General features: G+C 68.3%; 23 protein-coding genes. 4 read left to right on the top strand and 19 right to left on the bottom strand.

The features are described 5' to 3' along the window. Nucleotides 1-16 precede the first annotated feature (16 nt). From AC1DPN_RS16485 to AC1DPN_RS16465, 5 genes are read right to left on the bottom strand one after another with little or no spacing between them, the layout of a single operon-like run. The gene (locus AC1DPN_RS16485; RefSeq protein ID WP_477085857.1) at nt 17-1108 is read right to left on the bottom strand and encodes a DnaB-like helicase N-terminal domain-containing protein; all 1092 of its coding nucleotides are present in this window, start codon (nt 1106-1108) and stop codon (nt 17-19) included. Further along, a complete protein-coding gene (locus AC1DPN_RS16480; protein ID WP_477085856.1) occupies nt 1105-2421 on the bottom strand; it encodes an ATP-binding protein in 1317 nt (438 codons plus the stop codon). The genes AC1DPN_RS16485 and AC1DPN_RS16480 overlap by 4 nt, the downstream gene beginning before the upstream one ends. Next, the gene (locus AC1DPN_RS16475) at nt 2418-3839 is read right to left on the bottom strand and encodes an SCO6880 family protein (RefSeq protein ID WP_477085855.1); all 1422 of its coding nucleotides are present in this window, start codon (nt 3837-3839) and stop codon (nt 2418-2420) included. Before AC1DPN_RS16475 ends, AC1DPN_RS16480 begins: the two co-directional genes overlap by 4 nt. Next, nucleotides 3836-4966: a hypothetical protein gene (locus tag AC1DPN_RS16470; protein ID WP_477085854.1), complete on the bottom strand. Its 1131-nt coding sequence runs from the start codon at nt 4964-4966 to the stop codon at nt 3836-3838. Before AC1DPN_RS16470 ends, AC1DPN_RS16475 begins: the two co-directional genes overlap by 4 nt. 1 nt (nt 4967) lies before the next feature. Beyond that, a complete protein-coding gene (locus tag AC1DPN_RS16465) occupies nt 4968-5276 on the bottom strand; it encodes a DUF6112 family protein (RefSeq protein ID WP_477085853.1) in 309 nt (102 codons plus the stop codon). 1214 nt (nt 5277-6490) lie between these two features. Here AC1DPN_RS16465 and AC1DPN_RS16460 point away from each other — a divergent pair. The 3 genes from AC1DPN_RS16460 (at nt 6491) to AC1DPN_RS16450 (ending at nt 10032) form a co-directional block, all read left to right on the top strand. Next, nucleotides 6491-7654 (top strand): TRAFAC clade GTPase domain-containing protein, encoded by a 1164-nt coding sequence (locus AC1DPN_RS16460; protein WP_477085852.1) that lies wholly within the window; start codon nt 6491-6493, stop codon nt 7652-7654. 540 nt (nt 7655-8194) lie between these two features. Beyond that, nucleotides 8195-8815, top strand: coding sequence for a hypothetical protein (locus tag AC1DPN_RS16455; RefSeq protein ID WP_477085851.1), 621 nt, complete (start codon nt 8195-8197; stop codon nt 8813-8815). 77 nt (nt 8816-8892) lie between these two features. Beyond that, nucleotides 8893-10032, top strand: a complete 1140-nt coding sequence (locus tag AC1DPN_RS16450) for an SPFH domain-containing protein (RefSeq protein ID WP_477085850.1) — start codon at nt 8893-8895, stop codon at nt 10030-10032. A gap of 185 nt (nt 10033-10217) precedes the next feature. On the opposite strand, the gene AC1DPN_RS16445 is transcribed toward AC1DPN_RS16450, so the two are convergent. From AC1DPN_RS16445 to AC1DPN_RS16385, 13 genes are all read right to left on the bottom strand, one after another. Continuing rightward, nucleotides 10218-13169, bottom strand: a complete 2952-nt coding sequence (locus AC1DPN_RS16445; protein ID WP_477085849.1) for a LysM peptidoglycan-binding domain-containing protein — start codon at nt 13167-13169, stop codon at nt 10218-10220. Next, nucleotides 13166-13621: a pilus assembly protein TadG-related protein gene (locus AC1DPN_RS16440; protein ID WP_477085848.1), complete on the bottom strand. Its 456-nt coding sequence runs from the start codon at nt 13619-13621 to the stop codon at nt 13166-13168. Before AC1DPN_RS16440 ends, AC1DPN_RS16445 begins: the two co-directional genes overlap by 4 nt. After that, nucleotides 13618-14046, bottom strand: a complete 429-nt coding sequence (locus tag AC1DPN_RS16435) for a TadE/TadG family type IV pilus assembly protein (protein WP_477085847.1) — start codon at nt 14044-14046, stop codon at nt 13618-13620. The genes AC1DPN_RS16440 and AC1DPN_RS16435 overlap by 4 nt, the downstream gene beginning before the upstream one ends. After that, entirely contained in the window at nt 14043-14441 is a 399-nt protein-coding gene (locus AC1DPN_RS16430; protein ID WP_477085846.1) for a TadE/TadG family type IV pilus assembly protein, read from the bottom strand. Before AC1DPN_RS16430 ends, AC1DPN_RS16435 begins: the two co-directional genes overlap by 4 nt. Nucleotides 14442-14443: 2 nt before the next feature. Continuing rightward, a complete protein-coding gene (locus AC1DPN_RS16425) occupies nt 14444-14644 on the bottom strand; it encodes a hypothetical protein (protein ID WP_477085845.1) in 201 nt (66 codons plus the stop codon). Nucleotides 14645-14672: 28 nt separating this feature from the next. Further along, the gene (locus AC1DPN_RS16420) at nt 14673-15569 is read right to left on the bottom strand and encodes a type II secretion system F family protein (protein ID WP_477085844.1); all 897 of its coding nucleotides are present in this window, start codon (nt 15567-15569) and stop codon (nt 14673-14675) included. Further along, a complete protein-coding gene (locus tag AC1DPN_RS16415; RefSeq protein WP_477085843.1) occupies nt 15566-16426 on the bottom strand; it encodes a type II secretion system F family protein in 861 nt (286 codons plus the stop codon). Before AC1DPN_RS16415 ends, AC1DPN_RS16420 begins: the two co-directional genes overlap by 4 nt. Further along, nucleotides 16423-17778, bottom strand: a complete 1356-nt coding sequence (locus tag AC1DPN_RS16410) for a CpaF family protein (protein ID WP_477085842.1) — start codon at nt 17776-17778, stop codon at nt 16423-16425. The genes AC1DPN_RS16415 and AC1DPN_RS16410 overlap by 4 nt, the downstream gene beginning before the upstream one ends. 101 nt (nt 17779-17879) lie before the next feature. Then, a complete protein-coding gene (locus AC1DPN_RS16405) occupies nt 17880-18482 on the bottom strand; it encodes a hypothetical protein (protein WP_477085841.1) in 603 nt (200 codons plus the stop codon). Nucleotides 18483-18643: 161 nt separating this feature from the next. Further along, nucleotides 18644-19324 (bottom strand): SAF domain-containing protein, encoded by a 681-nt coding sequence (locus AC1DPN_RS16400; protein WP_477085840.1) that lies wholly within the window; start codon nt 19322-19324, stop codon nt 18644-18646. Between the two features lie 37 nt (nt 19325-19361). Beyond that, nucleotides 19362-20075, bottom strand: coding sequence for a hypothetical protein (locus AC1DPN_RS16395; RefSeq protein ID WP_477085839.1), 714 nt, complete (start codon nt 20073-20075; stop codon nt 19362-19364). Nucleotides 20076-20248: 173 nt separating this feature from the next. Beyond that, nucleotides 20249-20839: a hypothetical protein gene (locus tag AC1DPN_RS16390; RefSeq protein ID WP_477085838.1), complete on the bottom strand. Its 591-nt coding sequence runs from the start codon at nt 20837-20839 to the stop codon at nt 20249-20251. A gap of 204 nt (nt 20840-21043) precedes the next feature. Continuing rightward, nucleotides 21044-21838: a hypothetical protein gene (locus tag AC1DPN_RS16385; protein WP_477085837.1), complete on the bottom strand. Its 795-nt coding sequence runs from the start codon at nt 21836-21838 to the stop codon at nt 21044-21046. Between the two features lie 781 nt (nt 21839-22619). On the opposite strand from AC1DPN_RS16385, the gene AC1DPN_RS16380 reads away from it, so the two are divergent. After that, entirely contained in the window at nt 22620-22922 is a 303-nt protein-coding gene (locus AC1DPN_RS16380; RefSeq protein ID WP_477085836.1) for a helix-turn-helix domain-containing protein, read from the top strand. A 786-nt stretch (nt 22923-23708) separates the two neighbouring features. Here AC1DPN_RS16380 and AC1DPN_RS16375 read toward each other — a convergent pair. Continuing rightward, the gene (locus tag AC1DPN_RS16375; RefSeq protein ID WP_477085835.1) at nt 23709-24695 is read right to left on the bottom strand and encodes a hypothetical protein; all 987 of its coding nucleotides are present in this window, start codon (nt 24693-24695) and stop codon (nt 23709-23711) included. Between the last annotated feature and the right edge of the window lie 324 nt (nt 24696-25019).

Raw genomic sequence — 25019 nt, 5'->3', positions numbered from 1 at the left:
GGTCGGTGTGAGCTGTTCATCGGGAGACCGCGTCGATCTGTGGGGCAGGCTGGAGCGGAATGGCGGCGGTGTGGGCCGGTTGGATCGGCATGGCCGTGGCGGTGCGGGTCAGAGCTCCGGTGAGCAGGTGGCCGGTGTCGACGAGGTCGCTGACCAGGACGCCGGGGTTGTTCGCACCGGCGAACAGCTGGGCGGCACCGGCGTCGGCGAGGTGGCGTACCTGGTCGCCGGCGACGGCCTGGATCGCTGGTCCGAGCTGCCTGGACCAGCCCTCGTCGACGGCGGCGCGCAGGTCGTGCAGGCCGGGGACGGGCTGTTCGTGATGGGCGTGGACGCGGGTCGCCCAGGCGATCGTCACGACGTCGACGTGTTGCCCGAGCTCGACCTGGTCGAGCAGGGTGCCGTAGACGAGGCGCCATCCAGGGTCGGTGATCCGAGTCGGCGGCAGCCACTCGGCGACCGCCGGCGCCCGGTCAGGTTGAGCGATCAGGGCCCCGATCAGTGCGGTGACGTTGCGACGTTCGCTGGCGGCGTCGCGTCCGGGGTGGGCGCTCAGATACTTGTCGGCACCCGATCGGGCCTCGGTCGTCGGCAGTGAGGCTCGCAGGGCGAGAGGGACGACGACCTCGTCGTGCGGTTGGCCCGTGGCTTTGGCCCAGCGTGCGTCGGCGCAGTCCAGGGCGGCCTCCACGATGGCGCAGGTGGCGGTGATCGGGCGGGACATCCGGTCGGCGGCGCACTGGACGGCGGCCGCCCGCAACAGGACACTCGTGCCGGCGATCTCGCGGCGCAGGCCACCGTCGGCAACCATGCGCGCGTAGGTGACCGCATCGGGGTTGGGTGGGGTGACATGCAGCAGGTCCGCCAGTCGCGGCAGATTCGCTCGTCGGACCCCGAGGCGTTCCACGAGCGCGTCCGCCAGGTGGTGGGGGTCGATCGATTGGCGGGCGACTCGGCGCTCGAGCAAGGCGGTGAAGACCTGGGCGTGCCAGGTGTCGGCGAAGTCGCTGGCCCGCAACCAACGCTGGATCTCCGCCAGGGCGTTCGGGTGCAGCAGGAGCGCGCCGAGTGTGGCTTGCTCGGCGAGCCGCTGAATGTCGTCGTTCACCCGGACCACCCGCCCAGCTGGTTGGTGTCGTCTCGCATGGCGGCGTCCGTGTCGACCACCTGCGCTTCGAGGGGGTGCAGGAGGTGGTGCACCACGTGGGTGCGGCGCGGCATCTTCCACAACCCGGTGCCCCGCGGCAGGACTGGGAGCAGGTCCTGCTCCGGTCTGGTCAGCCCGAGCAGAGCTGCGGTGCCGGCCAACTGGTCGGCCTCCTGGCGGTAGATCACGCGGGTCGAGCAGTCGGCCAACAACCCCTCGGCCAAGGCGCGGGCCTCCGAGCCGCGATGCCCGATGGCGTCCAGGTCGGACAACCGGTGCAACACCATGAGGTTGGCGATGCCGTGCGCGCGCGACAGCTTCCACTGCGACTGCATGCGCCGCACCAAAGGAACGTGCCGCAAGACGCGCCAGGCCTCGTCGTAGACGACCCACCGCGGCAGGGTGCTCCCTGCGAGTGCGCCCTCGAGCCAGGCTGACCCGCACGTCATGGCCAGCGCGAGGGCGTCCTCGTCGGACCCCAACAGGGACAGATCGAGCACGACCATCGGTGCGCTCGGATTCAGCCGTTCGGTAGTCGGCCCGTCGAACAGGCCGGCCAGGTCGCCACGGACCAGGCGCCGCAGCCCATGGCTGATCTCACGGCCGTCGTCGGCTCGGTCATCGACCCGGACATGGTCGTCGTGCGAGGCCCGCACGTCCGGAGTCACCAGGGCCTCGAGCACGTCGGCGAGCGTCGGTGCGGGCCGCTGACGTTCGGCCATAGACAAGGCGGCGTCCAGCGCACCGTGTTCGGCGGCGCCGAGCTCGTGATGCAGCGTCAACGCCGCCACCGCAGCCAGCAGACGGACCCGAGGACCGTGTGGTTCCGTGCCGGCGGTGACGTCCAACGGGTTCAGCCGGGTGGTCTGGCCGGGCCCGAGTCGCAGCACGGTGCCGCCAACAGCCTGCGCGACCGGTGCCCACTCGCCCTTCGGGTCGCCCGGCACGTACACGGTGCGCCCTGCCCTGATCGAACGCATCGCGATCGACTTGGCCAGCGAGGACTTGCCCTGCCCGATGACCCCCGCCAGCAGCACGTTCGGGTTGGTCAGCTCCCCGGACCCGTACAGCGCCCACGGGTCGAAGCAGAACGGCGCACCCGTCAGCGCATCCAACCCGACCGGCACCCCCAGGTCGCACGGCCCGGCCGTCAGGAACGGGTACGCGCCAGCGAGCGTCGCCGAAGACGCCCGGTGCGCCGGTAGCCGCAGCCGAGGCCCGGCCAGATAGCGCCCCGGGCGGGTGCGCAGCCGGGTGTCGACGCCGCCCTTCACAGGACACCTCGCGCGAGTGGGATCATCGCCGCCAGGTGCGCATGGCCTTGCTGGCCGACCAGGCGTCGCACATCGCACATCGCCTGCGCCGCGGCGCTCTCCATCGCCGACGTCCGCTCGTCCAGGGTCGCGACGTCGGGGGCGGAGACCGTGATCAGGCCGGTGAACCGCAGGTCACCGTGCCCGGCGACCAGCTCGGATTCGCGCCGGTCCAGATCCGCGACTTCGGCCCGGGTCGCCTCGGACTCGATCTGCCCGATCCGTGCGCGTTGCGCTGCATCGGCCACATGCTCGGCCTTGGCCCGTCGGATCTCCCGCAACGCCTTGCCAGTCCCCACCGGCTCGGCGATCACGGTCAGCGTCCGCGCGCTGGCCTCACCCAGCAGCAGAGGCTGCAGGAACGCGGGGTGCACCTCCTGGCGTGGCCACTCCGCAATCCAGTAGGTCGCGTGCACGGCGGTGTCGGTGTGCAACCGCGACCACTGCTCACGGATCCCGACCGGCCCCACCAACCCGCTGGCGCAAGTGAAGTCCGCGCGACCGGCGGCATCGGGGTCGTACGCGGACCGCACCACGCCCGCTAGGTCGGTCCGGTCGAGCCAGCCATCCGTCGCAACGCCGGCGGCAGCTAGCGACGCCGCGACCGACTCGAGCTGCCTTGCGACCACCGCGACATCGGCGTCCGAAAGGCGGCGGCGAGTGTGCGGCAGGCGAACGGCTACGGCGAGCAGGGTGTCGCGGACATGCGGACGCCAGAACCCGGCGTCGAGGATGCCCGCGAGTGCAGTGGCGAGTTCGCCGGTCGGTGCACCGCAGTGCTGGCGCCACCACGCCCGCGCCGGAGCCAGCCCGCCCGGTGTCGTGCGCACCAGCAACTGCACCCGCACGAGCGACGGCTGCTCGCACACCCCAGCTAGAACTCGACCCCACCCGGCGACCTTGTGCTCCTGCGACCCCGAGTCGTCCAGCACAAATCCCGAGCCGAACGTCCGCACGACAGCGGTGACCGTCCCGGCCCGGCGGTCGACCATCAGCACGCTACCCAGGCCCTCGCACACCACCAGATCCACCGGGTTCGCCATGCCCGGCAGCCGCAGCCGTTCCCGCGGGCTCCTGGGCGAGGCGACCGCGGTCGTGGCACTGATGAGTTGGCGCACCCTCCACTGCGCCAGGAGCGGCACCCAGCTCGCCACCGAACGACCACCGAAGCTCACGGTGCCCGCGATGAGCAGGAGGACCCACACGGGGGCGGCCGCCAGCAGTCCGTCCGCACCTGCCGAGTAGACGGCGGCGACCGCGACGACGGCGGCGCCCGATACCAGGGTGAGCTGTGCGGCGGTCAGGCCAAGCAGCACGCCGCGACGCTCCAATCGGCCGAACCGTGCCGTCGGACCGTTCGCGTCGATCGGCGCGCTCACGTGACCTCACCACCCGGTGTCGCTCGACCGGGGCCCGGCACCCGAGGCGGCAACGGGCTCGGTGGCCGTGAGGCCCCGGACGCGGCCTTAGCGGTGGTCGCGGACCGCGCGGCGGCCCCGACGCCGCCGGTCACGCTGGTCATCACGGCCTGTTGGGCGGCGTAGCGGGTCGTGTTCGCCGAGCTGCGAGCGACCTTGCTCAGTGGGTTCGCCGCCACGTTGGCGTGCATTATCCCGGCGGCTTCCATCCCGGACCAGTGCACAAACCGCCATGTCAGCCACGGCGCCCAGACCGCGATCGCCAGCAGCAAGATTCCGATCAGCGCATCCGAGAGTCCAGCCACACCCGAAGCGCGCGTCGTCGATGCCGGCTCTCCGGGAGTGGTCGGGCCGATACCGGTGAACGCCGACGCGCCGACGACGAACGCGACGACGATCACGATCTTGGAGAACACCAAGGCGGCGACGATCTCGATCCACCGCCGCGTCCAGACCCGAGTCTGGTCCCACGCCGATCCGGCGAACGCGATCGGCGCGAACACCGCCACCAGCACGAGGGCCGCCTTGCGGAACAGCAGCACGCCCCACATCAAGACGAACCCGAGCATGAGCGCGAGCCCGATCAGGATTTGCAGGGCCGGTGAGATCGACGCGAGCGCCGAGAACTCGAAGAACTGCGCCGCGGCGGCCGTCACCGTCAGTCCGGCCGCCGTCGCGATGTACTCGCAGATCCCATCAACCGCGGTCAACGCGAGCTGCGTGCCGCCCAACGCCAGCGCTGCACCGAGCATTGCCTTGCCGACCCCGAGCACCCCGCGCAGCAGCCCGCCCGGCTCCCGGCGTAGCACCGAGGTCAGCACCTGGACCACAAACAGACCCACCACGACCGGCAGCGCAATCGCCGCGATGACCGCCACATTGCTGCGGAACCAACCGACACCCAAGTCCACCGACGTGCTCGAGTCCAGCGCAGCCAGGGACAACTGACCGACCTGCTCTGCGCCGGCCAAGAATGCGGAACCGAGCCCCCCGAGCATGTAGTCCGACGCCGCGCCCTGAACCGAGCCGGCGGTCTCGCATGCGATGGCCACTGGGCCGAGGCAGGCATCGAGCGTGGCGACCGGCATCTCAGATCGACCCGCCGAGCCCAGAGAAGAACGCCACGATCGCGTTCGCTCCACCAATCAGCAGTGCGCCGCCTGCCGCCACCAGAACGCCCGTCTTACCGCCCGACGCGGCGCCGTAGTTGCCCTGCTGGCGGCCCACGGCCCACACGATGACCGAGATCACGAGGCCGGCGACGCACGCCACTAGACCCCACGTCAGCAGGGCCCCGACGATCTGCTTGATCACAGCTAGTCCCGGCAGGCCGTCCTGATTCGCGGTGATGCCCGGATCTTCGGAGATGAGCCGACTCAACTCGACGGCATGACGCATGGCGACCTCCGAACTCCGTTTGCGTCGACGATGTGCCGACGGCTTCGGGAGTAGGTGCGCCAGGAAGTGCGTAACACGCGAGCACAACTAGGAACTCGGTGCGAACGGGAACCGATGCGCCGGCCAGTGATCCCGGATGGTGTTCCGGCGGCATTGTCGCGGCAGGCAAGCGACCCACGGACCACTGTCGTGGAGTTGCGCGGGGTTTGCTCGCACCGCGCCGCCGGGAGCTACCGGCGGCGCGGTGCGAGCCTCGCCGCACACCGCCGATCCGGCTTACCTCCTGCCACCCTGTCCGGGTAGGCCACCTGACACGGTACGGATGGACGTCGAGCCACGCTCAGGACGCGGGCCACCGCGAAAGGTCGGTGCAGCCGGTGAGGGAGCCGGCGGTGGTGCCTGAACGGGCGGGCGCCGCTGACGGATGGACGAGATGACGGCGAGCTCCTGGTGTGTGACACGAACACCGGTGAGCTGCTCGAACTGGTCCACCGCCACGGTCCAGGGCACACCGGTGCCGAGGATCCGGCGCGCGATGAGACCACCGGGTTCTCCGCGCTCCGAAGCGCGCTTCTCAAGTTCGAGCATCCGCTCCTTGTCCGCGCGGGCTTTCCCCTTGCGGGGCGCCTTGGGGTCGGTGGCTGCAGCAGCGTTGGTGCCTCGCTCGTCAACCTCGTGGCTCGAGGACGGCTCGGTTTGCGGGATGCTCGCGGCTTTGCGGCGAGCGCTGCGCGCGCTCGGCCGCTGTGGATCGACCTGCGGTTGCTTGGGTGGGGTGGGCGGCACGATCTCGGCTGGTTTGGGACTGGTGCCCGACCATTCGCACTGCTGCCCGGTCTTGCGAACCACGTGCCTCACGAGTGTCCCCGCGCTCAAAGCCACGATGCGGCCGCACCCCAGGCAGCGGCCCTGGGTGCCGGCCGGGCGACGCCCGGGTTTGCCCATACCCTGATCATCAGCCTTGGCCGGGGTCATGCTCAAGAACCGCGTTTGCTCGAGGGACGTCGCAAGCGTCCATGCGCGCCGACTGACTCCCGTAAGTCGCGCGCGCTTTGCAGTCGGCGCTCCGAGCTGCACGATGCCCACGTCGGTCCCGCTCATGTGTTGGCGTTCGGTGCCGATCTACAGAGTGTCGGTACCGGCCCGCAACACACGACCGCGCCGCCAGCGACTCCGTCGAGGTCGGCAAGCGTCCGGCCCGGCAGAAGGGACCCATGATGTCTAAGTCGACTCTTCGTGTGAGAGAACAGAGCATTGCAGTCTTCGGCGGCAGCGGTAGCGGCAAAACCGTTCTGGTCTCGTCGTTCTTCGGGGCAACGCAAGAGCCAGCGTTCGACAAGGACAGCCTCTTCGATCTCATCGCCGATGACACCAGCCAGGGCAACCATCTTCGCCAGAACTATCTGGGTATGAAGAAGAGCGCACTCGCGCCGGAGCCGACGCGGTTTGCAGCGACGTCCTATACCTTCAACGTGAAATTGAAGGCGGGCGACGACGCCAGGGCGGCGAAAGGTCGACAGTTTGACGAGTTGCGGCTGGTGTGGCACGACTACCCAGGCGAGTGGTTCGACGAGGAACCCAGCAGCCTTTCTGAAGCTGCGCGTCGCCTCGAGGCTTTCCGAAACCTGCTGCGGTCCGATGTCGCAGTCATCCTTGTTGATGGCCAGAAACTTCTGGATTACGCAGGCGAGGAGGAGAAGTACCTGAAGTCGATGCTCTGGAATCTGCGGGACGGCATTCGGAGACTGAAAGGCCGCCTTCTTGACGGCGGCGAGCCACTCGTTGAATTCCCACGGATCTGGATTCTCGCGCTCTCTAAGGCCGATCTGCACCCTGACCTCGACGCCCGAGGGTTTCAGGACCTCGTTGTCGAGAAGGCCGCCGGCGATATCAGTTCGCTACACGCCGAGCTCAAGACTATGGTCAAGCTCCCCGAGGCGCTTTCACTCGGTGAGGACTTCATGCTGCTCTCCTCCGCCAAGTTCGAGCCCGGCAGGATCGAGGTGAGCGAACGGAAGGGCGTCGACCTCCTCCTGCCCGTGGCGTGCATCCTGCCACTTGAGCGGCTTGTCCAGTGGGCTGGGAGGTTCGAGATCCCCCGGAAGTTGCTGGACAAGCTTGTGGACAATGCCGATGTCATTGGGCGCGTCCTCGTCGGTGCGGGACTCTGGATTCGGAGGATCCCTGTCGTTGGCCCATTCCTGGCACTCGCCCTGCCATTCATCGCAGAGGGGATCAAGGACGGCGCGCCAGCTGTTAAGGAGAGGAACCGACAGGCGAGGTTGAGCCACGACTACCTCACGGCTGTACTGACTCAGTTCAAGATGGACCTCGACCAGGGTGTGAAGGACGGACTTCTCGTCAAGAGCCGCAAGTGAACCTCATCTGGGCTACACGTGGGCGGATCTGGGGCTTTCGATTCCTCCTCGACGGCGGATGCGCCGACCCCCTGCCGACATACGACAGCGCGTTCGCGGGCACAGAGGGTGAACGGAGCGTTTTCCGACAGACCGGGTCACTTGTAGCCGTCCGATTCGCCGATCCGGACAATCGCCGCGACAACTCTGGCCGCCTCATCCCGCACGACCTCGTTGTGCTCGCACCACTGGCACGGGACATCCAAACGGTCGAGGACGCGCAGGGGTTCCTCTGGCCGCTCCTTGCGAATGGGTTCGCGCAGTTGTGGGAACGAGCACGGCCCCCCTCACCGATGGACGTTCAGCGCGCCCTTCGACGGAATCCTGGGGCGGTGTCACGATGACGTTCACTGGTTCACCGAGTGGTGATCGCGACTCGCTGACCCCGCACGACAGTCCACCTGCGTCATCGCCCCGCCCCAAGGCTCAACTCTCGCTTCGCAATGCCGATTCTTCGTACAGTGGCGGCGGTGCAAGTCCAGGCGCGCGGACCACGGACCGATGCTGCAGATGAACGCGAGGTGCACGAACATGTCGGGGCTTCTGTCCAGAATCCCACTCAAGATGCTGAAGCCCTTTGCCGCAGGGTTGGCCTACGTCGCGATGATGGCTGTCGCGTTCGGCGCTATCGCCGTGGGGGCGTCTTCGGAGGTGGAGGACACGACGACGTCAGGTCACCTGTGGTGGAAGAAGACCACGGAGAACGTCCATGCCGATACCGAGCGACTGACGGGCGTGCTCGTCGGGATCGGCCTGCTCGCCGTGGCCGTCCTGTGCGCCGGTCTCGCCCTGAAGCTGATCACGATGCAGGGTGGCCTGAAGAAGTACCCCCCGATCCTCGTGGGTGTTGAGTCGATGAGGATCCAGAAGATCGCGGACATCACCGGCGCCCGCACGGCGAAGGTCTATCGGGACCTCGAATCCTTGATCAACTCGGGAACTATCAAGGACTTCTACATCGACTATGAGTCAGAACAGGTCTTCAGTACGAGGTATATCCCCAAGCGCTCACACAAGACGGTTGTCACGTGTTCTGGCTGCGGTGGCAACAACGAGTTGATCGTCGGCATCACGAAGCACTGCAGTTTCTGCGGGGAACCGTTGGTCCTGAACGCTCGGTGACCAAGACTGGCAAACTCAAGGGGCGGACAGCGACTCGCGACCGGACTCCACCATGAATGATCGAAGGTAGGGACCAGATGGGACTGATCAGCGCGGCCGCCGCGGCCGTCGGCGGCACACTCGCAGATCAGTGGGTCGACTTCTTCACCGCGCCCGCCTTCGACGAGCAGACCTTGGTTGCCCCCGGGATCTTCCGAGAGCGCAACAACGGTCGAGGGTCGAACACGCGTGGATCGACGAACATCGTGACTGACGGCTCGCGTGTCGCGGTCCCTGAGAACACCGCCGTGATCATCACCGATGGTGGCGGCATCGTGAGTGTGTCGACGGAGCCTGGATACTTCGTGTTCCGCAACGACGGGCAGCCGTCGCTCTTCACCGGCTCGGGGCTGTCCAAGTCCCTCATCGCCCAGTCGTGGGAGCGGTTCAAGTTTGGTGGACAGCCCGGCCAGCAACAGCTCGTCTACTACGTCAACCTGCGCGAGCTCCGGAATCAGAAGTTTGGTACGCCGGGCCCGCTGCCATACAAAGACTTCTCCCTCGTCTCCCCGGGATCCGCACAAGCGCCGGTCCTGCGCCTCAAGGCCCGCGGCCAGTACACCATCCGGATCGTCGATCCGATCCGCTTCTTCCGCAACTTCCTGCCGGCGAACGTCCGGTCATACACGCTGGCTGACAACGCAGCGGCCGCCCAACTGACCCAAGAGTTCATCACTGCGTTCCAAGCTGCGCTGCAATCGTTGTCACGGACGACCGAGATTGCGTCGCTCCAATCGCACGGCCCGGAGCTTGCGGCCGCCCTGAGGAGCGAGGGCGGTCCGGACGGCTCGTGGATCCAGCGGTTCGGCCTCGAGGTCGTTGGGGTAAGCATCGCGGCCATCGAGTACGACCAGGCGTCGCGTGAACTCATGGACAAGTACAACAAGGGACTGCTGCTCGGCGGTGGCATCGGAAACTCCTACGCCCAAGCCACAGTCGCCGATTCGGCCATGGCAATGGCCGAGGGCGGCGGAGGGGCCACAGGGATGATGGGCTTGGCCATGGGCCTGGGCGCCATGGGCGGAACCATCTCGGGACTCACGCAGCCGACGGCTCCGGCGGCACCAACAGCCGACCCCGTAGCTGTGCTGAGCCAGCTCAAGACGATGTTGGACCAGGGGCTCATCACCCAAGAGCAGTATGCGGCGAAGCAGCAAGAAGTACTCGGCAGGATGTGAAGTCACCGATCGCGGCCGTGAGGGGGCGTAAGGCCCGCGCGGACGCTCGGGAGGCGACAAGGCCCCACGACAGCGTTTCCACTGGTCACGGGCCTCTCTTGTCTGAGTCGCCTTAGACAATCGAACTCGTGACCTTCTCATTCGAGTGAGATGCGCCGACAGAAACCGCTGGTTGGATACCACCGTCACAGGTCGAGGTCCGGGTCCAGTGCCTCGAGTCGCACTTGGAACCTGTGGCGAAGCCGCTGGTACTCAGTCTCATCGCCGCGTGCTGCGGCGGCGGCCAGCGCGTCGTGTTGCAGGAGGGCCGAGTGCGGCTCCACATCGAGGCCGTGGGCTGCGACTTGGATGGCGTCCGCGTAGCGGCCGGCTTCGTGGTGGGTGCGGGCCAGGAGGTGGGCGGCGTCCGTGATGGCGCTGATCATGTTCTGGATGTCGCTCTCGGCCCAAGCGTAGTTTGCGTCGTCGATGCCGAAGAAGGGTCGATTTCGTACGAGTTCTAGGGCGGAGGTGAGATTCTCCACCCGCTCGTCCTCGGACTCCAACGCCGCTTCGGTCAGGGTCTGGAAGATTGCCCAGTCGGTGACGACGTCATCGGTGACCCTCAGTGGTTCTCCGCGTCGGATGGGGGGCAGGGCGTCGTCGCCGATGAGTTGTCGGGTGCGGTAGACGAAGGTGTTGCGGGTGCCGGTGACTTCGCGTTTGCCGGGCCAGAAGATTTCGTCGAGTTCGTGCCCGCTCGCGGAGCGTCGTAGGGCGAGGTAGACGAGCAGTTCAGTGGCGCGTTGTGGTGGCGTCGAGTTTGGTTTGGTTAGACCGTCGATCTGGATAGGGCCGAGGACGTTGACGCGGATCCGTCCCTCGTGGGCTCCACGAACCGCCGCTCGAGTCTGTGTCGCGGTGCGCATGGTCTGTGCGATCTGTTTGGCGCTGGTCGAGTGTTGGGCCGACGAGTCCTGGTTCTGGATTGAGCCCAGTGGTGCGACGACCGGTGGTTGGGCGGTCTGCAGGAGGGATTTCACGTGCTCGAGGTCAGCCTCGCTGAGTCGTTGCGCCTGGACGGCGAGGTCGAGGGAGTCGAGTGTAGTTGCGCCGTCCGGGCTGACAGTGAGCGTCCATCCCTCAGCCGGTTCACGCGTGATCAGGACGGACCCGGTCCAGGGTTCGCAAGGTGGCGCGGTGCTCGGTGAGCGTTCGAGGTAGACGACCGGGAGCCAGGTGTCCTCGAGGATGCGATCGGAGCGGGCTTCGAGAGTGTCGGCCAGTCCGGCGTCATCAAGGGCCTGGGCGATCGCGTGGGTGCGGACGGTTCGTGGGCGAGTGTGGTCGGGTGCGCTGTGCATGCGGGCGGGTTCGAAGGCCTCGGCGATGTCGGCGAAGGATCCGTCGGCGACAAGGGCGATGCGCCCTGTCAGGTCACTCGTCACGACTTCGACGGCCAGGGCGCGCAGTACGTCGTCTGCCGCATGGTCGTTGCCCACGATGCAGAGGGTGCCGGCGGCTTCCAGGTTGAGCAGGACGGTGGCGTCGGCGGTGTGGCCCAGGGGGACGAGTGCGGGGTACGGCTCGGAGCGACCGAGGTCCTCGATCAGTTCGTCGGCGGTGAGGTCGCTCGTCGCGGCCGTCCACCGGTCGCGATCCCCGGTGAAGGGCGGCACGGGCTCGGTGTGGTCGTCCAGCAGGTGCAGGGTGAGTGTTTGCTCGTCGAGGCTGACGGCTGCGATCCGGGGCAGGTCGCGTTCGGCGGTGTAGCAGCGGGTGTCGATGTTCTGCAGCGCGTTCTTGAGCTGGGTCGCGGTCAGGGGTGTGGCCGCCCGACGTAGTTCTCGCTCGACGGCGGCGGCTTCTGTGCCGGACTCGGGCATGGGGATCGATTCGCCGACGCGTCGTGCGCGGTGTTGCAGGTGGCGGCGGCGACTGAGCTCACCGACCACACCCGCGGCCGCCAGAGCGGTCAGACCGACGAACAGCGGTGCGTGGCTCCCGATGTCCGTAGTACTGCCGTCGGCGCTCGAGGCTGAGGCCGCCTCGGAAGCGGGCTGCGTACGCGGGGAGGCGCTGGGCGGGGCTGCTGCCGGTTCCGCGATGTCGCTGGTCGGTCGTTGCGTGGGTGTTGCGTGTTGCGGAGCAGGGACGGGTTCTGGCTGTGCGACATCGAGAGCGGGGGGTTCGAGAACGGTGGTGTCGTTCGTCGGCAGGTCGAGTCGCCACCCGGGGTCGAGCACATTCGGGTTGGTGAGCGCGGAGCCGTCGGGCTGGGGCTGGCCAGCGTTGATGGCGTAGATCTCGGTGTAGCGCGCGCCGTCGCCCAGGTGTTCGTCGGCGAGCTTCCACAGGCTGTCGCCGGGTTCGACCACGACCTCATCGGGAGGTTCCGGCGAGAGCGCGCTGGGATCTGAGGGCGTGGAGGAGGGTGCGAGGTCGGTGGCGTCTGCGGGGAGCAGAAGGGTCCAGCCGGGGTAGATCCAGTGGGAGTCGTTCAGGGCGCGCCCGTCGGGTTGGGTCCGGCCGAGGTTCAGGGTGCTGATCTCGCTAAACCGGGCGCCGTCGCCCAAGTGCTGCTCGGCGATGTCCCACAACGTGTCGCCGCGTTGGACGAGCGTGGTGGGCAGCGGCGGTGCTGTGGTGGGTGCGGTCAGCGGTGTGGGTGCCGGTGGGGCGGCGTGGCGTGCAGCCGGCGCCGCGGCGGCTGGAGGGTCGGAGGCTGCGGGCGTGGCCGTGACGGATGCCGCCGCTGCGGGAGTCGGGTTGGCGACGGTGGAGGACACCGCGAGCAGGATCCCTGCCGAGGCGACGAGCCGGGCGGCCGCCCACTGTGCTGACCCCAGCAGTGGGATTGATGGTGTGGAGACGCGACGCAGCCCGGCGACGACCTCGACCACGACGCTGGTGGTGAAGGCCGCCCACGCGACCCATCCGATCAGCGCGAGTGTGGCGAGCAGCAGCGAACCGTCATCGGGTGAGGACAGGACCGTCCCGATCTGGTTCCACTTCGGAAGGTCGTCGGGCAGGTACATCGGCGCCAACGCGACCATTGCCACCGGTGCGCCGACGCCGAACGCGAGCAGCGCGAGCAAAGCAGCGAGCGCGTGTATGACCTCAGTGCTGCGGTGAGTGCGGTGCAGGGTCGTTGTCATGTGCCACCTCCGGTGATGCCTTCGACGAGGTTCGCTTCGGCGTGCCCGGTGACCGTCAGGGCGCTGATGCCGATCAGGGACAGGAACGCGGTGGGTTGGGTGTCGGTGACGTCGACCTCGAGTCGGGTGCGGTCGTCGCTGATCGTGACGGTGCCGGTATGCCCGGCCTGGCGCAGGTAGGAGGTGGCTGCCACAACGGCCGTGCTGCGGTCGACGCGGGTGCCGGAGCCGGCGATGCCGCCTGGCACATCGAGGGCTTGACCACCGGCTCGCGCGGCTTCTGCGGCGACCGCATCTGCGCGTTGAGTGGCGCGCAGTTTGGCCCCGCCGTCGGCGACAAGTCCGACCAGCAGCAGGAGCCCGAGCACGCTGATAGCGAGAAAGACCGTGACCGAGCCAGCCTCCGGGTCTTTCGCGGCGGCGGTGCGCAGGTGGCGCGTGTGCGTGGTCATCGGGTGCGGTACCTGTCCAGCGGTGAGGTTGCGTGGGCGGTGATCGTGCGGACGCCGGGCAGGCCGGGGATGGCCAGGTCGGCCATGCTCACGGTGCAGGTCACGGTGGCCGTAACAGTCCCGTCTTGTCCGACGCGTGCGGAGAATCCGGCGGTGTCGATGGTGACGGTGGTGGCCGCGCAGGACGTCGTGGCGAGTTCGCGGGCCGCGGCAGTTTGCGCGGCGGTGCGGGCTGCGTTGGGGGTGCGGGCCAGTGAAGCGTCCCTGGCGGCGGAGCGGGCGGCTTGCTCGACGGCGCTGGCGGAGGTCTGGACGCGTCCAGCCAGCACGAGGGCGCCGAGCAGCAGGATCAGTGCGGGGGTCAAGATGGCCAGCTCGACGGTGATGGACCCGCGATCGCCGCCGGGGCGCAGTCGCGTTCTCATGGGGCCTCCGTGGTGGTAAACCGTTCGAGCGGCCCGTCGGCGGACTGGGAGATCTCGATGCCCGGTGCACCGGGCAGGACGGACAGGGAGCGCCCGGTGACGACGACTTGCACGGTCTGGGGATCGGGTGTGGTGGCGACGACGGTGGTGCCGGTGAGGGTGTCGGCACCGTGGTCGCGGACGAACGCGAGCGCGGTGTCGTGGCCGGCTTGCGGGCTCGACCCGTAGGCGCGGGCCACGGCGACGCCTTCCTGGGCTGCGGCCAGGGCCAAGGAGCGGGCGTGGAACCACAGGCCGTACTGCACGAGTGCGGTCACCACGAGAAGCAGGGCCGGGAAGAGGATGACCAACTCGATGCTGGCCGACCCGTCCTCCCGCCGGTGCGGGGTGGGCATGGTCAGGTGATCTGGTCGACGCGGCGCTGGACGGCGGCCGCGATGGCCACGACGAGGACCCCGGCGACCCCGATCAGTCCCAGGATGATGATGACGAGCTCAAGGGTGGAGGCCCCGACCTCGTCGTGCACACGCTCGCGGATGCGGTGACGGGCGGTGATCAGGTAGCTGTTCAGGATGGCCAGGATCACGAGGGTGTTCATGGCGAGTGCTCCCTTCGCGTGTTGGGTTTCAGCTGAGCAGGATCCGCACGAAGGCGGGGTAGCCGAGCAGGGCCATGAAGCACAGGCCGAGCAGGGAGACGGGGACGACCATGTGTTCGGAGGAGGCGTTCGCCCTGGCAGTTGAGGTGGCGAGCAGCTGGGTGCGTAGCGACGCGGCTCGGGCGCGCAGCGTGGCGTAGATCGCGGCGCCGTCGTGGCCGGCGATGCGCATGATGTCGGCCAGGTCCCCAAGCTCGGTGACTCCGGTGGATGCGGCCAGGTCGGACAGACCGGTCCAGGAGGGTTGTCCGGCGAGCTCGGCGTGTAGGAGGGCGTCGCGGATTCGGGCGAACTCAGCCGATCCTCCGATTGCTGCGGCCCGGTCGAGGGCTTCGGTTGGTCCGGCGTCGGCGAGGCGTTCCATCGCGACCAGCTCAAGGAACACGCACGTCGCAGCGCGCATCGACGCCCGAGCTGCGCTTGCCTGGGTGCGCAGCGTCAAGTCCGGCAGCCAGAAGAACATCGCGCCCAGGACGAGCCCGGCCACGGTGGGGATGGCGAACGGGAGCGGGACGCCAGCGACGAGCATGAGGGCGGACATCAGGGCGGGGAACGTGAGCCCGAGCAGGCCGTAGCCGATTTTGCGGGCTGCCAGGTCTTCGGGCTGCTGGTCGAGCATGTGCAGGTCCGCGGCGTATCGGCGCAAGCCGAAGCTGCTGACAGCCTGAGGCAGCACGGATCTCCGGACCTCGTCCCACCGCCCCGCCGGCGGTACCGGGATTGCGGGCCGCGGTGCTGCTGAGGTGGGCAGGAGGCGGTCGATGGTCGCCGCGAGGTCCGGTCGGGCTGGGGCGAGGCCGGCGAGGGTGACGACGACTCCGGCTCCGACGAGCGCGCCGACGAGCAGCACGGTCCCCAGCGTCATGGCGCACCCCCGGTGGTGGGTGAGGTCAAGAAGCGCGGCTCGGGCGAGGTCAGGGTCAGCGCTCGGATCCACAGCAGGCATCCGGCAAACGCAGCCGCGATCCCGGCCAGCACCAACTGACCGAGCCCATCGCCGTAGGGCTGCAAATAGGCGCCGTTGAGCATGAGCAAAGTCGCGACGCCCAGGGTGATCAGCGTGACCAGACGGGCTGTGGAGCGCGGTCGGGCACGTTCGGCTTCGACCCTGCGCCGGACCGCGACATCGTCGGCCACCGAGCCGGCAACTGCTGTGAGGACGCCCGAAAGGCCAGGGCCCCGCCGTCGGGAGGCCAGCAGCAAAGACGCGACGACGAAGTCACCAGCGGCGTCGTCCAGGTCGTCGGCGAATGCGCGCAGCGCTTGCTCGGTGGGCCATCGCGCCGAAAGGCGTGCCGCGAGTGCGCCCACCTCGGTGGTCAACGGTGCGGGGCAAGTGGAGAGGGACGCGAGGATGCCTTGTTCGAGGCCGACACCCGTGGCCAAGACGTCAGCCAGCCGCCGCGTCCATTCCTCGATGGCCTCGACCCGGTTGATGGCCGTGGCGGCGACCTTGGCCGAACCCAGCAGGTACGGCAGTCCGACGACGGCCACCACCACGACCAACGCGGCTACCGGCCACCGCGTGATCGCCAACGCCAACAGCCCTGACGCCGCGGCCACGACCCACCGCCAGCGGCCCCACCACCCGACCGCCGGCCGCCGCATGCCCACACGCGTCGGACGTTCGGGGCGCGGTTCGGTGCGGCGCAGACCGGCCACCGTCACGAGCAGTCCGGCGACGACCAGGGCACCCACCAGAGCCGCCAGGAGCGCGGTCATGGTTGGCCCCCAACGACGGGTTCGGCCCAGGTACCGGCTCGACGGTCCAGCAGGCTCGAATCGAACCCGGCGCGCACGAGCTCGGGCAGGCACTGCGGACGGTGCAGGGGAATGGCCCGTCCGTCGCTGCCGGGCCCGAACACGGTTGTCGTTGCGGGACGGTTGGTTTCGCCCAGGCCGACGATCTCGACGACCTGGGACACGAACCGGCGCCGCGCGCCTCCGGTCGTGGTGTGGTCGAAGAGCTCGATGTGCACGAACAGGTCGACCGACCCGGCGAGCAGCCGGTAGGCGAACGCGTCGGTCATCGAGACGCCGGCGGACAGGCAGAGGGTCACGATGCGGTCGACGGCATGCTGGGCCGAGCGTGAGTGCAGGGTGCACAGGGACCCGTCGCCGGTCGACATGGCCTCGAGCATCGGTAGCACCTCGGGGCCGCGGACCTCACCGACGATGATCCGGCGCAGGTTCAGCCGCAGCGCGTCGACCACGAGGTCCGACAACGTGATCTCGCCGGCCCGTCGCCCGGTCACGTCCTTCTCTGCGGAGCCTTCGCGTGCTTCGAGGGCGACAACGCGGGGGTGGCGGTGGGGTAAGTCGTGCAGGTGCAGCTCGTACTCCTTCTCGATCGTGGCGAACCGCTCCATAGGGGCAAACTCGTTGGCCAACGCCCTGATCAGGGTCGTCTTGCCGGCGTTCTGTAGCCCGGTCACCACGATGTTCTTCCCGGCCCGAACGGCAGCCCGCAGGAACTCGGCGAGGACGGTGTCGAGCGTCCCCAGGTCGATCAGGTCGTCCAGGTCGACGTCACGGACGCGGTGGCGGCGGATCACTACGTGCGGCTTCGGGGTGGTCCACGCGACGGCAGCGAGCCGGGACCCGTCCTCGAGCCGCAGGTGCAACGCCGGGTGGGCCGAGGAGAACGTGCGTTCAGCATTTCCGGTCCGTGCGGCGAGCAGCTGCAGGATCTCGATCAGCTCGGCGTCGGACTCCGCGATGGGCGGCATCCGCTGGTCGTGTCCGTCGGCGTAGGACACCCAGACGTTGTCGTGCCCGTCGACCTCGATGTTCTCTACCGCGGGGTCCTCGATCAGTGGCTGCAACCGGCCGAGCCCGAACAGCGCGGCCATTACGGCCCGCGAGGTCACCATCTCCACCTCGAGCGGCCAGGGGTCCTGCCCGCGACGCACCCGGTCGCGACCCCGCTCGGCCAGTTCGGCCGCGACCAGCGAGCGTGCCAGCTCGCGGCGGGCATCGGGGGAGTCGACGGTCTGCTTCTGCAACCGCTCGGCCAGACGCTCGGCGACCAGCCGTCGCACGTCGTGCACCACGGCGACATCCGGCGTCGGCATCACGGGCCCGACGCCGTTGGCAAGACGGGTGGAGGTTGCACCAATGCCGTGAGTGCTAGCCGGCATCGTGGGGTCAGTCCAAATGGTCTCCTCGATGCCGGTCACGACGTCACCGCCAGGTTCGGGCTGGGAGCCAGCTGCGCGAGACGTTCGACAACGGCACGTGCCGTGCGCAACAGCGGGGACCGGTCGAATCGCCAGCCCAGTGCCCCACCCGTCTCGAACCGCGACGCGGCCCAGACATCCAGCGCCATCGGCAGTACATCCGTCACACCGAGCGCGGTCGTGGTCTCGCTGGGTGAGTAGCCATCGCCGATCACCAACGCCACCGGCCCCGTCCGGCTCGCCCGCTCTGCTCGCAGCCTTCGCACTGCGGCGGCCGCCGGCACGAGGGAGGCGAGGTCGCTACGAGACGTCACGGCCGCGATGTCGGCCGCGTCCAGCAGGGGAGCCGCTTCGGACCGATGCCCGAGCCGGCCGAGATCGACCACCACGTCGACCCCGAGGCCGCCCAGCTCGTGGCTGGTCTGGGCCAGCGCCGCCCAGGTCGGGGCCAGAGGACGTGCCTGCACCGTGTCGGCCAGACCGGGCAGGATCATGCGCGCCGAGTCAGGGTCGATCGCGACCGCGCACTCGATCACCTGCTCGACGGACAGCGGCGCCCGTTGCGCGGCCAGGGCCAACACCCCGCTCGTGTCCGGCACACCGGACCGCAGGTACCCGGTCAGCAGCCCGGAGCCCGCCGGGTCGGCATCTACCAAGAGCACCCGCCGGTCTCGGTGCACGACGCGCCACATCCAGGTCAGCGCGAGCGCCGTCGTCGTGACCCCTGGCGCCCCATGGGCCGAGCACAACGCCACGACGCTCACTTCGACCCCTGCGGCGGAAGGACCACGAGGGCGAACCGTCCCGTCGCCGCGCGCGTCGCCAAGACTGGGCCGTCCTCGGCCTTCGTGACCACGTCCGCCACGACCATGCCGTTGATGTCCGGTGCACCGACTCGAACCACCGTCGCTGAGAATGACTGCGGGGTGCCTTGGAAGGGGTCTTCACCCTGTGCAGGTGCATCCACCACGAGCACCCGGTCGCCGCCGGCCAGGCCACCGGCAGGGACGCGCTCAGCGCTCAGTGGCAGTGGCACGAGCACCTCGTCGGCGCCCACGACGCCGTCCGATGTCAGGTCTGCACGGGCGAGCAGTGCCCCCTTGGGCAGAGACGTCGCCGCGACCTGACCCACGAGGTCGCGCGCATCTGCGGCAGGGATCGTGGCGACACTGGGGTCGACCGCGACCGCGGTCGTCGTGAGGTCGGTCGCGCTGATAGGTGTGCCGTAGGCGACGTCCTTGGCCATCACGACGACGTGTGTGCGATGGCCACTGCTGGACACCAACCACACCGCGGCCAGTGCCCCGATCACCACCATGACGATCCCGGCGATCACGAGCATCGGCCGTCGCCGACCCCGCGGGGGCGCGATGCTCGGCGCATGAATCGCCGCGCGGGCAGGCGCACCGTTCAGCGTGGCCTTCTGACTCGTTGCCGTCATGGCAACCTCCCCTGCAGGCGGGCAAGCCGCCGGGTGACTACTCCTGGGTGATGAGCACCTGCATCTCACCGATGCGCACGCTCGCCGTGGCCCGCCGCGTGACTGTCAGCGCGCCCGAAGCGCCACCGCCCGTCCACGTCACGTCCCACGTCGTCGTCGCGGTGACCGGGAACGCCTCATTGGCCTGCCCGGCGGAAGACTGCTCGTAGATGTGCTGGCACGTCGGTGACGTGACACCACCGGTGTAGTACGGCGTTCCCGGGTTCTTGCACGTCTCGGTGCGTCCGTCGCCCATGTCCCAGGTGATCTGCCGCGCCTGCGCCGAAGCGGTCACAGATAGCCCCGGAACCGCCGCCGTCGCGGAGTTCGGACCCCACGTCGTCGGCCCCACCTCGGTCCACAACCACAGCGGCAGGCCGACCAGGCCCATTTCGTCGCCCTCGATCGTCATCCGGATCGCGGGTCCGGTGAGCGTCATTCTGGCCAGCGCCTGCTGCGCTAGCTGCGCCGGCGTCACGCCGGTCCCTCCATAGCCCGGCGGGTCAGTCGGAGCCCAAACCCACCCATCGGTGCCGCCGGGATGAGTTGCCGCGCACGAGACCGCGTAGATGGCGCCGTCGGGGTAGTGCCCGCCCCAGATCACGTCGGTGTCCGGCGGCTGCTGTTCGAGCTTTCGCCAGTAGCAGTCGTCCCTGTCGTTGAACCAGCCGAGCGGCCCTTGGCACGGGACGACTCGGCCGGTGCTGGACACGGTGCACTCTCGTACGACCACGTCGTGCCCAGTGCTGTCTGGGGGCGGGGCCGGCTGACCCGGCTGATCAACCTCGATGATGCAGAACGTCGTGTTCGGTGCACACGTCACGCCCGCCGGCATGAGGGCGACACTCATGCTGGCGATTACTGCGGCAACTCCGATGACGGCCGTCAGCATGGCGCTTCGCGATCGACGTTGGACGTTCGAATCGTCCAGTGGTCCACGTAGTAGTAAGCCGTCGACGTCGTCAGCAGCCTCACAGCCTGTCCGGGTACTGCGGCCGATTCCCCACTCGCGGTGTAGATGGGCTGCCACCCTGTTCCGTCGACGCAGTCGACGATGGTGGCCGATCCACTGTCGCCTGTCACCACGTCGGAGACGGTCGGACTCAGGATGGGTCGGCCGGTAACCGAGACGCCAGAGTCGCGGAACGTGAAGACGCTCGACGCGACGTCCGCGAACGCCTTGTCGACCGCGAAGGTCTGGAGTTCTGGGCCGGGGTCCTTCGTCGGATCGGCGAAGGCCGCCACCTTCGCGTCCCAGTAGCCCTGGTAGGCCTCGAGAATCGCAGCTTCGGCCTGCGAGATAGTCGGGTCGATCGTGGGCGTGGGGCTGGGCGTCGGAGACGGCGTGGCCGTTCGCGAGACCGACGGACTCGGTGTGGGCGCCGGCGCCGGGTCGGTGCACGCGGCGAGAAGAGCCGCGACGATGATCAGTGCTGTGGCCGCCGCGGCCCCCTTGGTGATCTGTCGACTTCTCATCGGCAAACACCCGCCCCTGCGCGGAACCCGCAAGCGCGGGGACCGCTCGACGACAGCGTCAGAACGCCCATTCCATACCCGAACCAGTGAACCGCGAAAGTCCTAGCGGTCAGGTGATTCGTGACTTGATCGTCTTCCATGCCCATAGGTGTGCCACAGAGTGCGTAACACGCGAGCAAGGTTCGGCGAATCTGTGGACAGTGCTCAACTCGCATGGCGCTGTGGACACGCGTTGCTGAGTTCCGTCTCGGCGCGACGTGCTGCGAGGACCGGGGAGCGGTCTGAACGGCGGCGGGTGGCCATCAACGCTGTTCGCACGATCGGGGAGTCGATCACCGACGGCCCTTCGGCGACGATCCGCGCCAGCACGCCGGGCCAGTCGCTCGTTCCGCGCAGTGCGATGGTCAGTCGACGCGCTTGCCACGGTGGGATGTCGAGCGCGGTTGCCATGAGCCGCCAGCCCGGGAACTGCGTGCGGTCATCGAGCCTCGGAGCTGGCGGATCGAGCACCGCCGCGAGGATCGCCGTCGCCTCCGTGTCGCTCCACCCGACGAGGCAGAGGGCGCTGCGTGCAGCGTCCGTAAACCCAGTCGCCTCGGGTGGTTCGCCGAGATACAGGTCGCAGCTCTCCGGCTCCCAGCCGACCTCCAGGAGCGCATCGAGACTCACGGCCGGCCCGATCGCGTCGTCACGCGAGGCGACCTCGAGCTTCCATCCGCGACGGTCGTTCGTCGCGAACCGTGCTGCGACGATCTCCCCGAGCAGCTGTCGCCGGGCGACCTGTCCGAGCACACCCCAGGGTGAGGCGACGGTGCGGAACGCAGGCTTGGTCAGTTCCATCCACATGGCCTGCCACGCTGTGGCCTCTGCCTGCGATGCGGCAGCTCCGCGGAGGCCGACGCTGATGGCGAGTGGCCGCACGACGCGTTCGCGCAGGTACGTCAGGAGCACCGTGGCCGTCGGGCTGTCCCAGCCCTCGCTGTCGATCGCGTCGAGCATCCTCAGTAGGGTCGCGCGGTCCCGAACGATGCGGGTGTCGTCTTCGGGTCCGCCGTCGCGCGCAGGATTCGGTGTCGTCTTCATGCTCGCCTCCGGTGCCGTGGGTCAACGGCACCGAGGCTGCTCAGACGCGATAGACGGATCGATCACACGATCGCGCACACTGCGATGTGATCCGGTTGTCTATCGATCACGACAATCGATCACACGGGCGCAGAGATCGATCACACGCGCTGAGCGGCGTCGCACTCGCGAGGCGGGGGAGCGACGGCGGCGCAGGGCAGCTACCGACGTGAGACGGCTGAGGCCCAGACCCACACATGGCCCTCGCGACCGCCAGCATCCAAGTAGCGGACCCGGACTGCGCGACTTGTCCAGGCGACGGCGATTCCGTCGACCTCGAGGTCGCGGCCTCGGCCGTCGACGATCCATGCCCGTATCGGCAGCGGCGTCTCAGGCTCAACCACCGCCGCGATCCGGACCGATGTGGGCACATCTCGGGCGGCGTCTCGAAGAGGGACGCGCTCAAGAGGCAAGGATCACCATCCCGGTCGAACACATGTTCGATAGCGTACCTCCGCCAGGGGTGGGCCCGGTTCGAACCGCACGCCACCAACGCGTTCGGCGCCTCGTCGACGTGAGGGGCCGCGAACACCAACTGCTGTGAGTCGAGCCGGGTGTGATCGATCGGTCTATCGATGCCGCGGATCGTCGTGAGGGTCACGCTCATCCCGCTGCCGTCGGCCGACGGCAGCATCGCGACGAGGAGGGGAGCCGCGACATGTCCGCCGATTACAGCACTCTCACGCCTGAAGAGGTTGCAGAGCGGCTCGGCGCATCCCCGTGGTGGGTGCGTGAGCAGGCGCGGCGCGGCCGAGTCCCGCATCTCCGACTGGGTCGCGGCAGGATCCGTTTCCTGCCCGAGCACATCGAACTTCTTGTTCGGATGGTGACGGTGCAGGGCCACGGGACTAGCGACGAACCACCAGCCCCGAGACCAGTCGACATTCGGGCACTTGGTGCGACTTCGAGGTCCGTCGTGGCACATCAGCGTCGACCACATGTGTCGGGCGACGCGCTTTGAGCTCGTCAGAGCCGGACGATCGCCGGGCTACGTGTCGTTTGGCCGGCGTCTCTTGCTGCGGTCGCGCGACCTTGTCAACGCCTATCGCATCGAAGTCTCCAGCTCGCGACCCTCACAGAGGCCCCAGTTCCAGGTCGGCACCTACGATCTCGTCCATGTCTTTGGATGGCACCCTCTTCGGGGATGACGACGAACTGTTCTCGACGTCAGTGGGACCCGTGCCGGCCCCGCCACCAGGTGTTCCTGATTGGCTCGTAGCCCAACTTCGACGATCACTTGACGCATGCGGAGTGGACGAGATGGCCGAACGGCAACGGTTGGTCGAAAGCCTGGTTGGACGGCCATTGCTCTCCCTGCGTGATCTGACCACGTCGGAGGCACAAGACCTTCTGTCGGATTTGCATCGGCGGGCGTCGTCGTCGAGCAAGCAAGAGAGTCACGGCTCCAGTTGGGACAGCCGCGACGAGGACACTTGGATCGACCGGCTGTAGTTGCCGAGGACCGCCACCTAGCCAGCCCGTTCGAGGGCGGCCGCTGCCGGCTCCGTAGACGCCCTATCGACCCACTTCGTCGCCATGCCCAACCGACGCCGGGCGGCGTTGCACGGACAAACCTCGCCGTGCTCACGGGCTGCTGCTGTGCTGGGTTGGACACGATGGATGCCCCCCAAAACATTTGGGTCTCGATGCCACTGCCCCCGGACGACCGAGGCTTGCTGGTCCGTCGCCCCTCGAACCTGTACGCACCGACGGGATCCCCGTTCAAGAGCGGGCCACAATCGCCCGCTCAATGACCCCCGAGCACGTGTATGCCACGTCCGCGAAGGACTTCAGCGAGCCACCGCTCTGCGTAGAGCGATACCGCACCAAGGAGGGGCGGGAAGTCTGGCACGAGGTCGGGCCGCAGGTCGCCAATCACGAGACCGGGCTTGCTGAGGGCAGCTGCGCGCATGTCGCCGTCGATGTGCTTCTGACGACGGACGAGTGGGTGGTGCCAACTTTCGCCGACATACACGGCGTTCGCGAGTCCCGGGCCGGTGACGTCAAAGACGTACACCTGGCGAAGTTCTTCGGAACGGGCACAAGCGAGTCCCGTGTCGAGGTCACGGCGAGTCGCAAGAAGCTTGTCCGACGCCGGCAGTCGAACCGGTCCATGCGCGTCGCAGAGGACGAACGCTGTATTGCGGCGTGCAACGGCGTCGGCATGCTGCCAGTCAAACCACACGAGCGGGCGACTGCACCGTGGGCAAGCCGCTCCGAGTTCTCCGCCCTGTACCCAACCGCTCTCTCGAGCGCTAGCCCATGTAGGCGTGACCGATGCGTCGAGACCGCTGTGCCTAATAGCCTCGGCCAGTCGGCCGCCGCCGACTATCGAACCTTCCGATTCACGCTCGGGCAGACCGCTGCGGTCCGACGTCATGACGTCGACGCCACGCGATGTCGACCTCCACGCGGCGCCGAGATTCTCGTTGTGCACCGCGGCCCAGGCACTCTTGCGGGTCATTCCGAATACCGCAATCGCCGTGAACGTCGACCTGTTGATGGCTAGGCGCGCCTCAGCGGTGGGGCCACCATCCGCTAATTCGGCGAGCAGTGAGTCGCTAAGTCCCTCCCGCCCGACAAACAACGGATCCCGGGGCAACACGGTCGTGCGTTGTCCAAGTTCGGCCTGGTTGACCCACGTGCGCGACTGACGCACCTCGACGCGAGCGCCGCCGAGGGCCAGTCGCTCGGGCATGGTGAGAGGCGCGGGACGAGGGTTGCTCTTCGGCATGGCGGACCTTTCGTCTTGGCAGTTTGATCGGCGGCAGCGGCTTCGGTCGTGAGGCCGGCGCCGCCATGCTGGCTGGGGCAGGCGCTGGCGGAACGCGACGTACGGTCGTTGTGCGGCCGAAGAGACCGCCCTGCCCTTCACATCGGCGTGAATCGGGTGGTCGGTAGAGGAAACTCTTCGGTGGCAGTCGAAGAGGACCACCCGATGGCGCCGGGTCGCCCGCGGCGACGCATGGCGGCCCGTCGACAGTGGGTAGTCAGCTTCCCCACGCGCACGACGAATGACCGTCCATGCGCTCGGCGGCATTGCTCTGCGCGGTCCCGA

The organism is Cellulomonas sp. P4_H4, from assembly GCF_056400865.1.
Note: the sequence above shows the minus strand (reverse complement) of the source record. Positions and strands in the feature narration are given on the sequence as shown.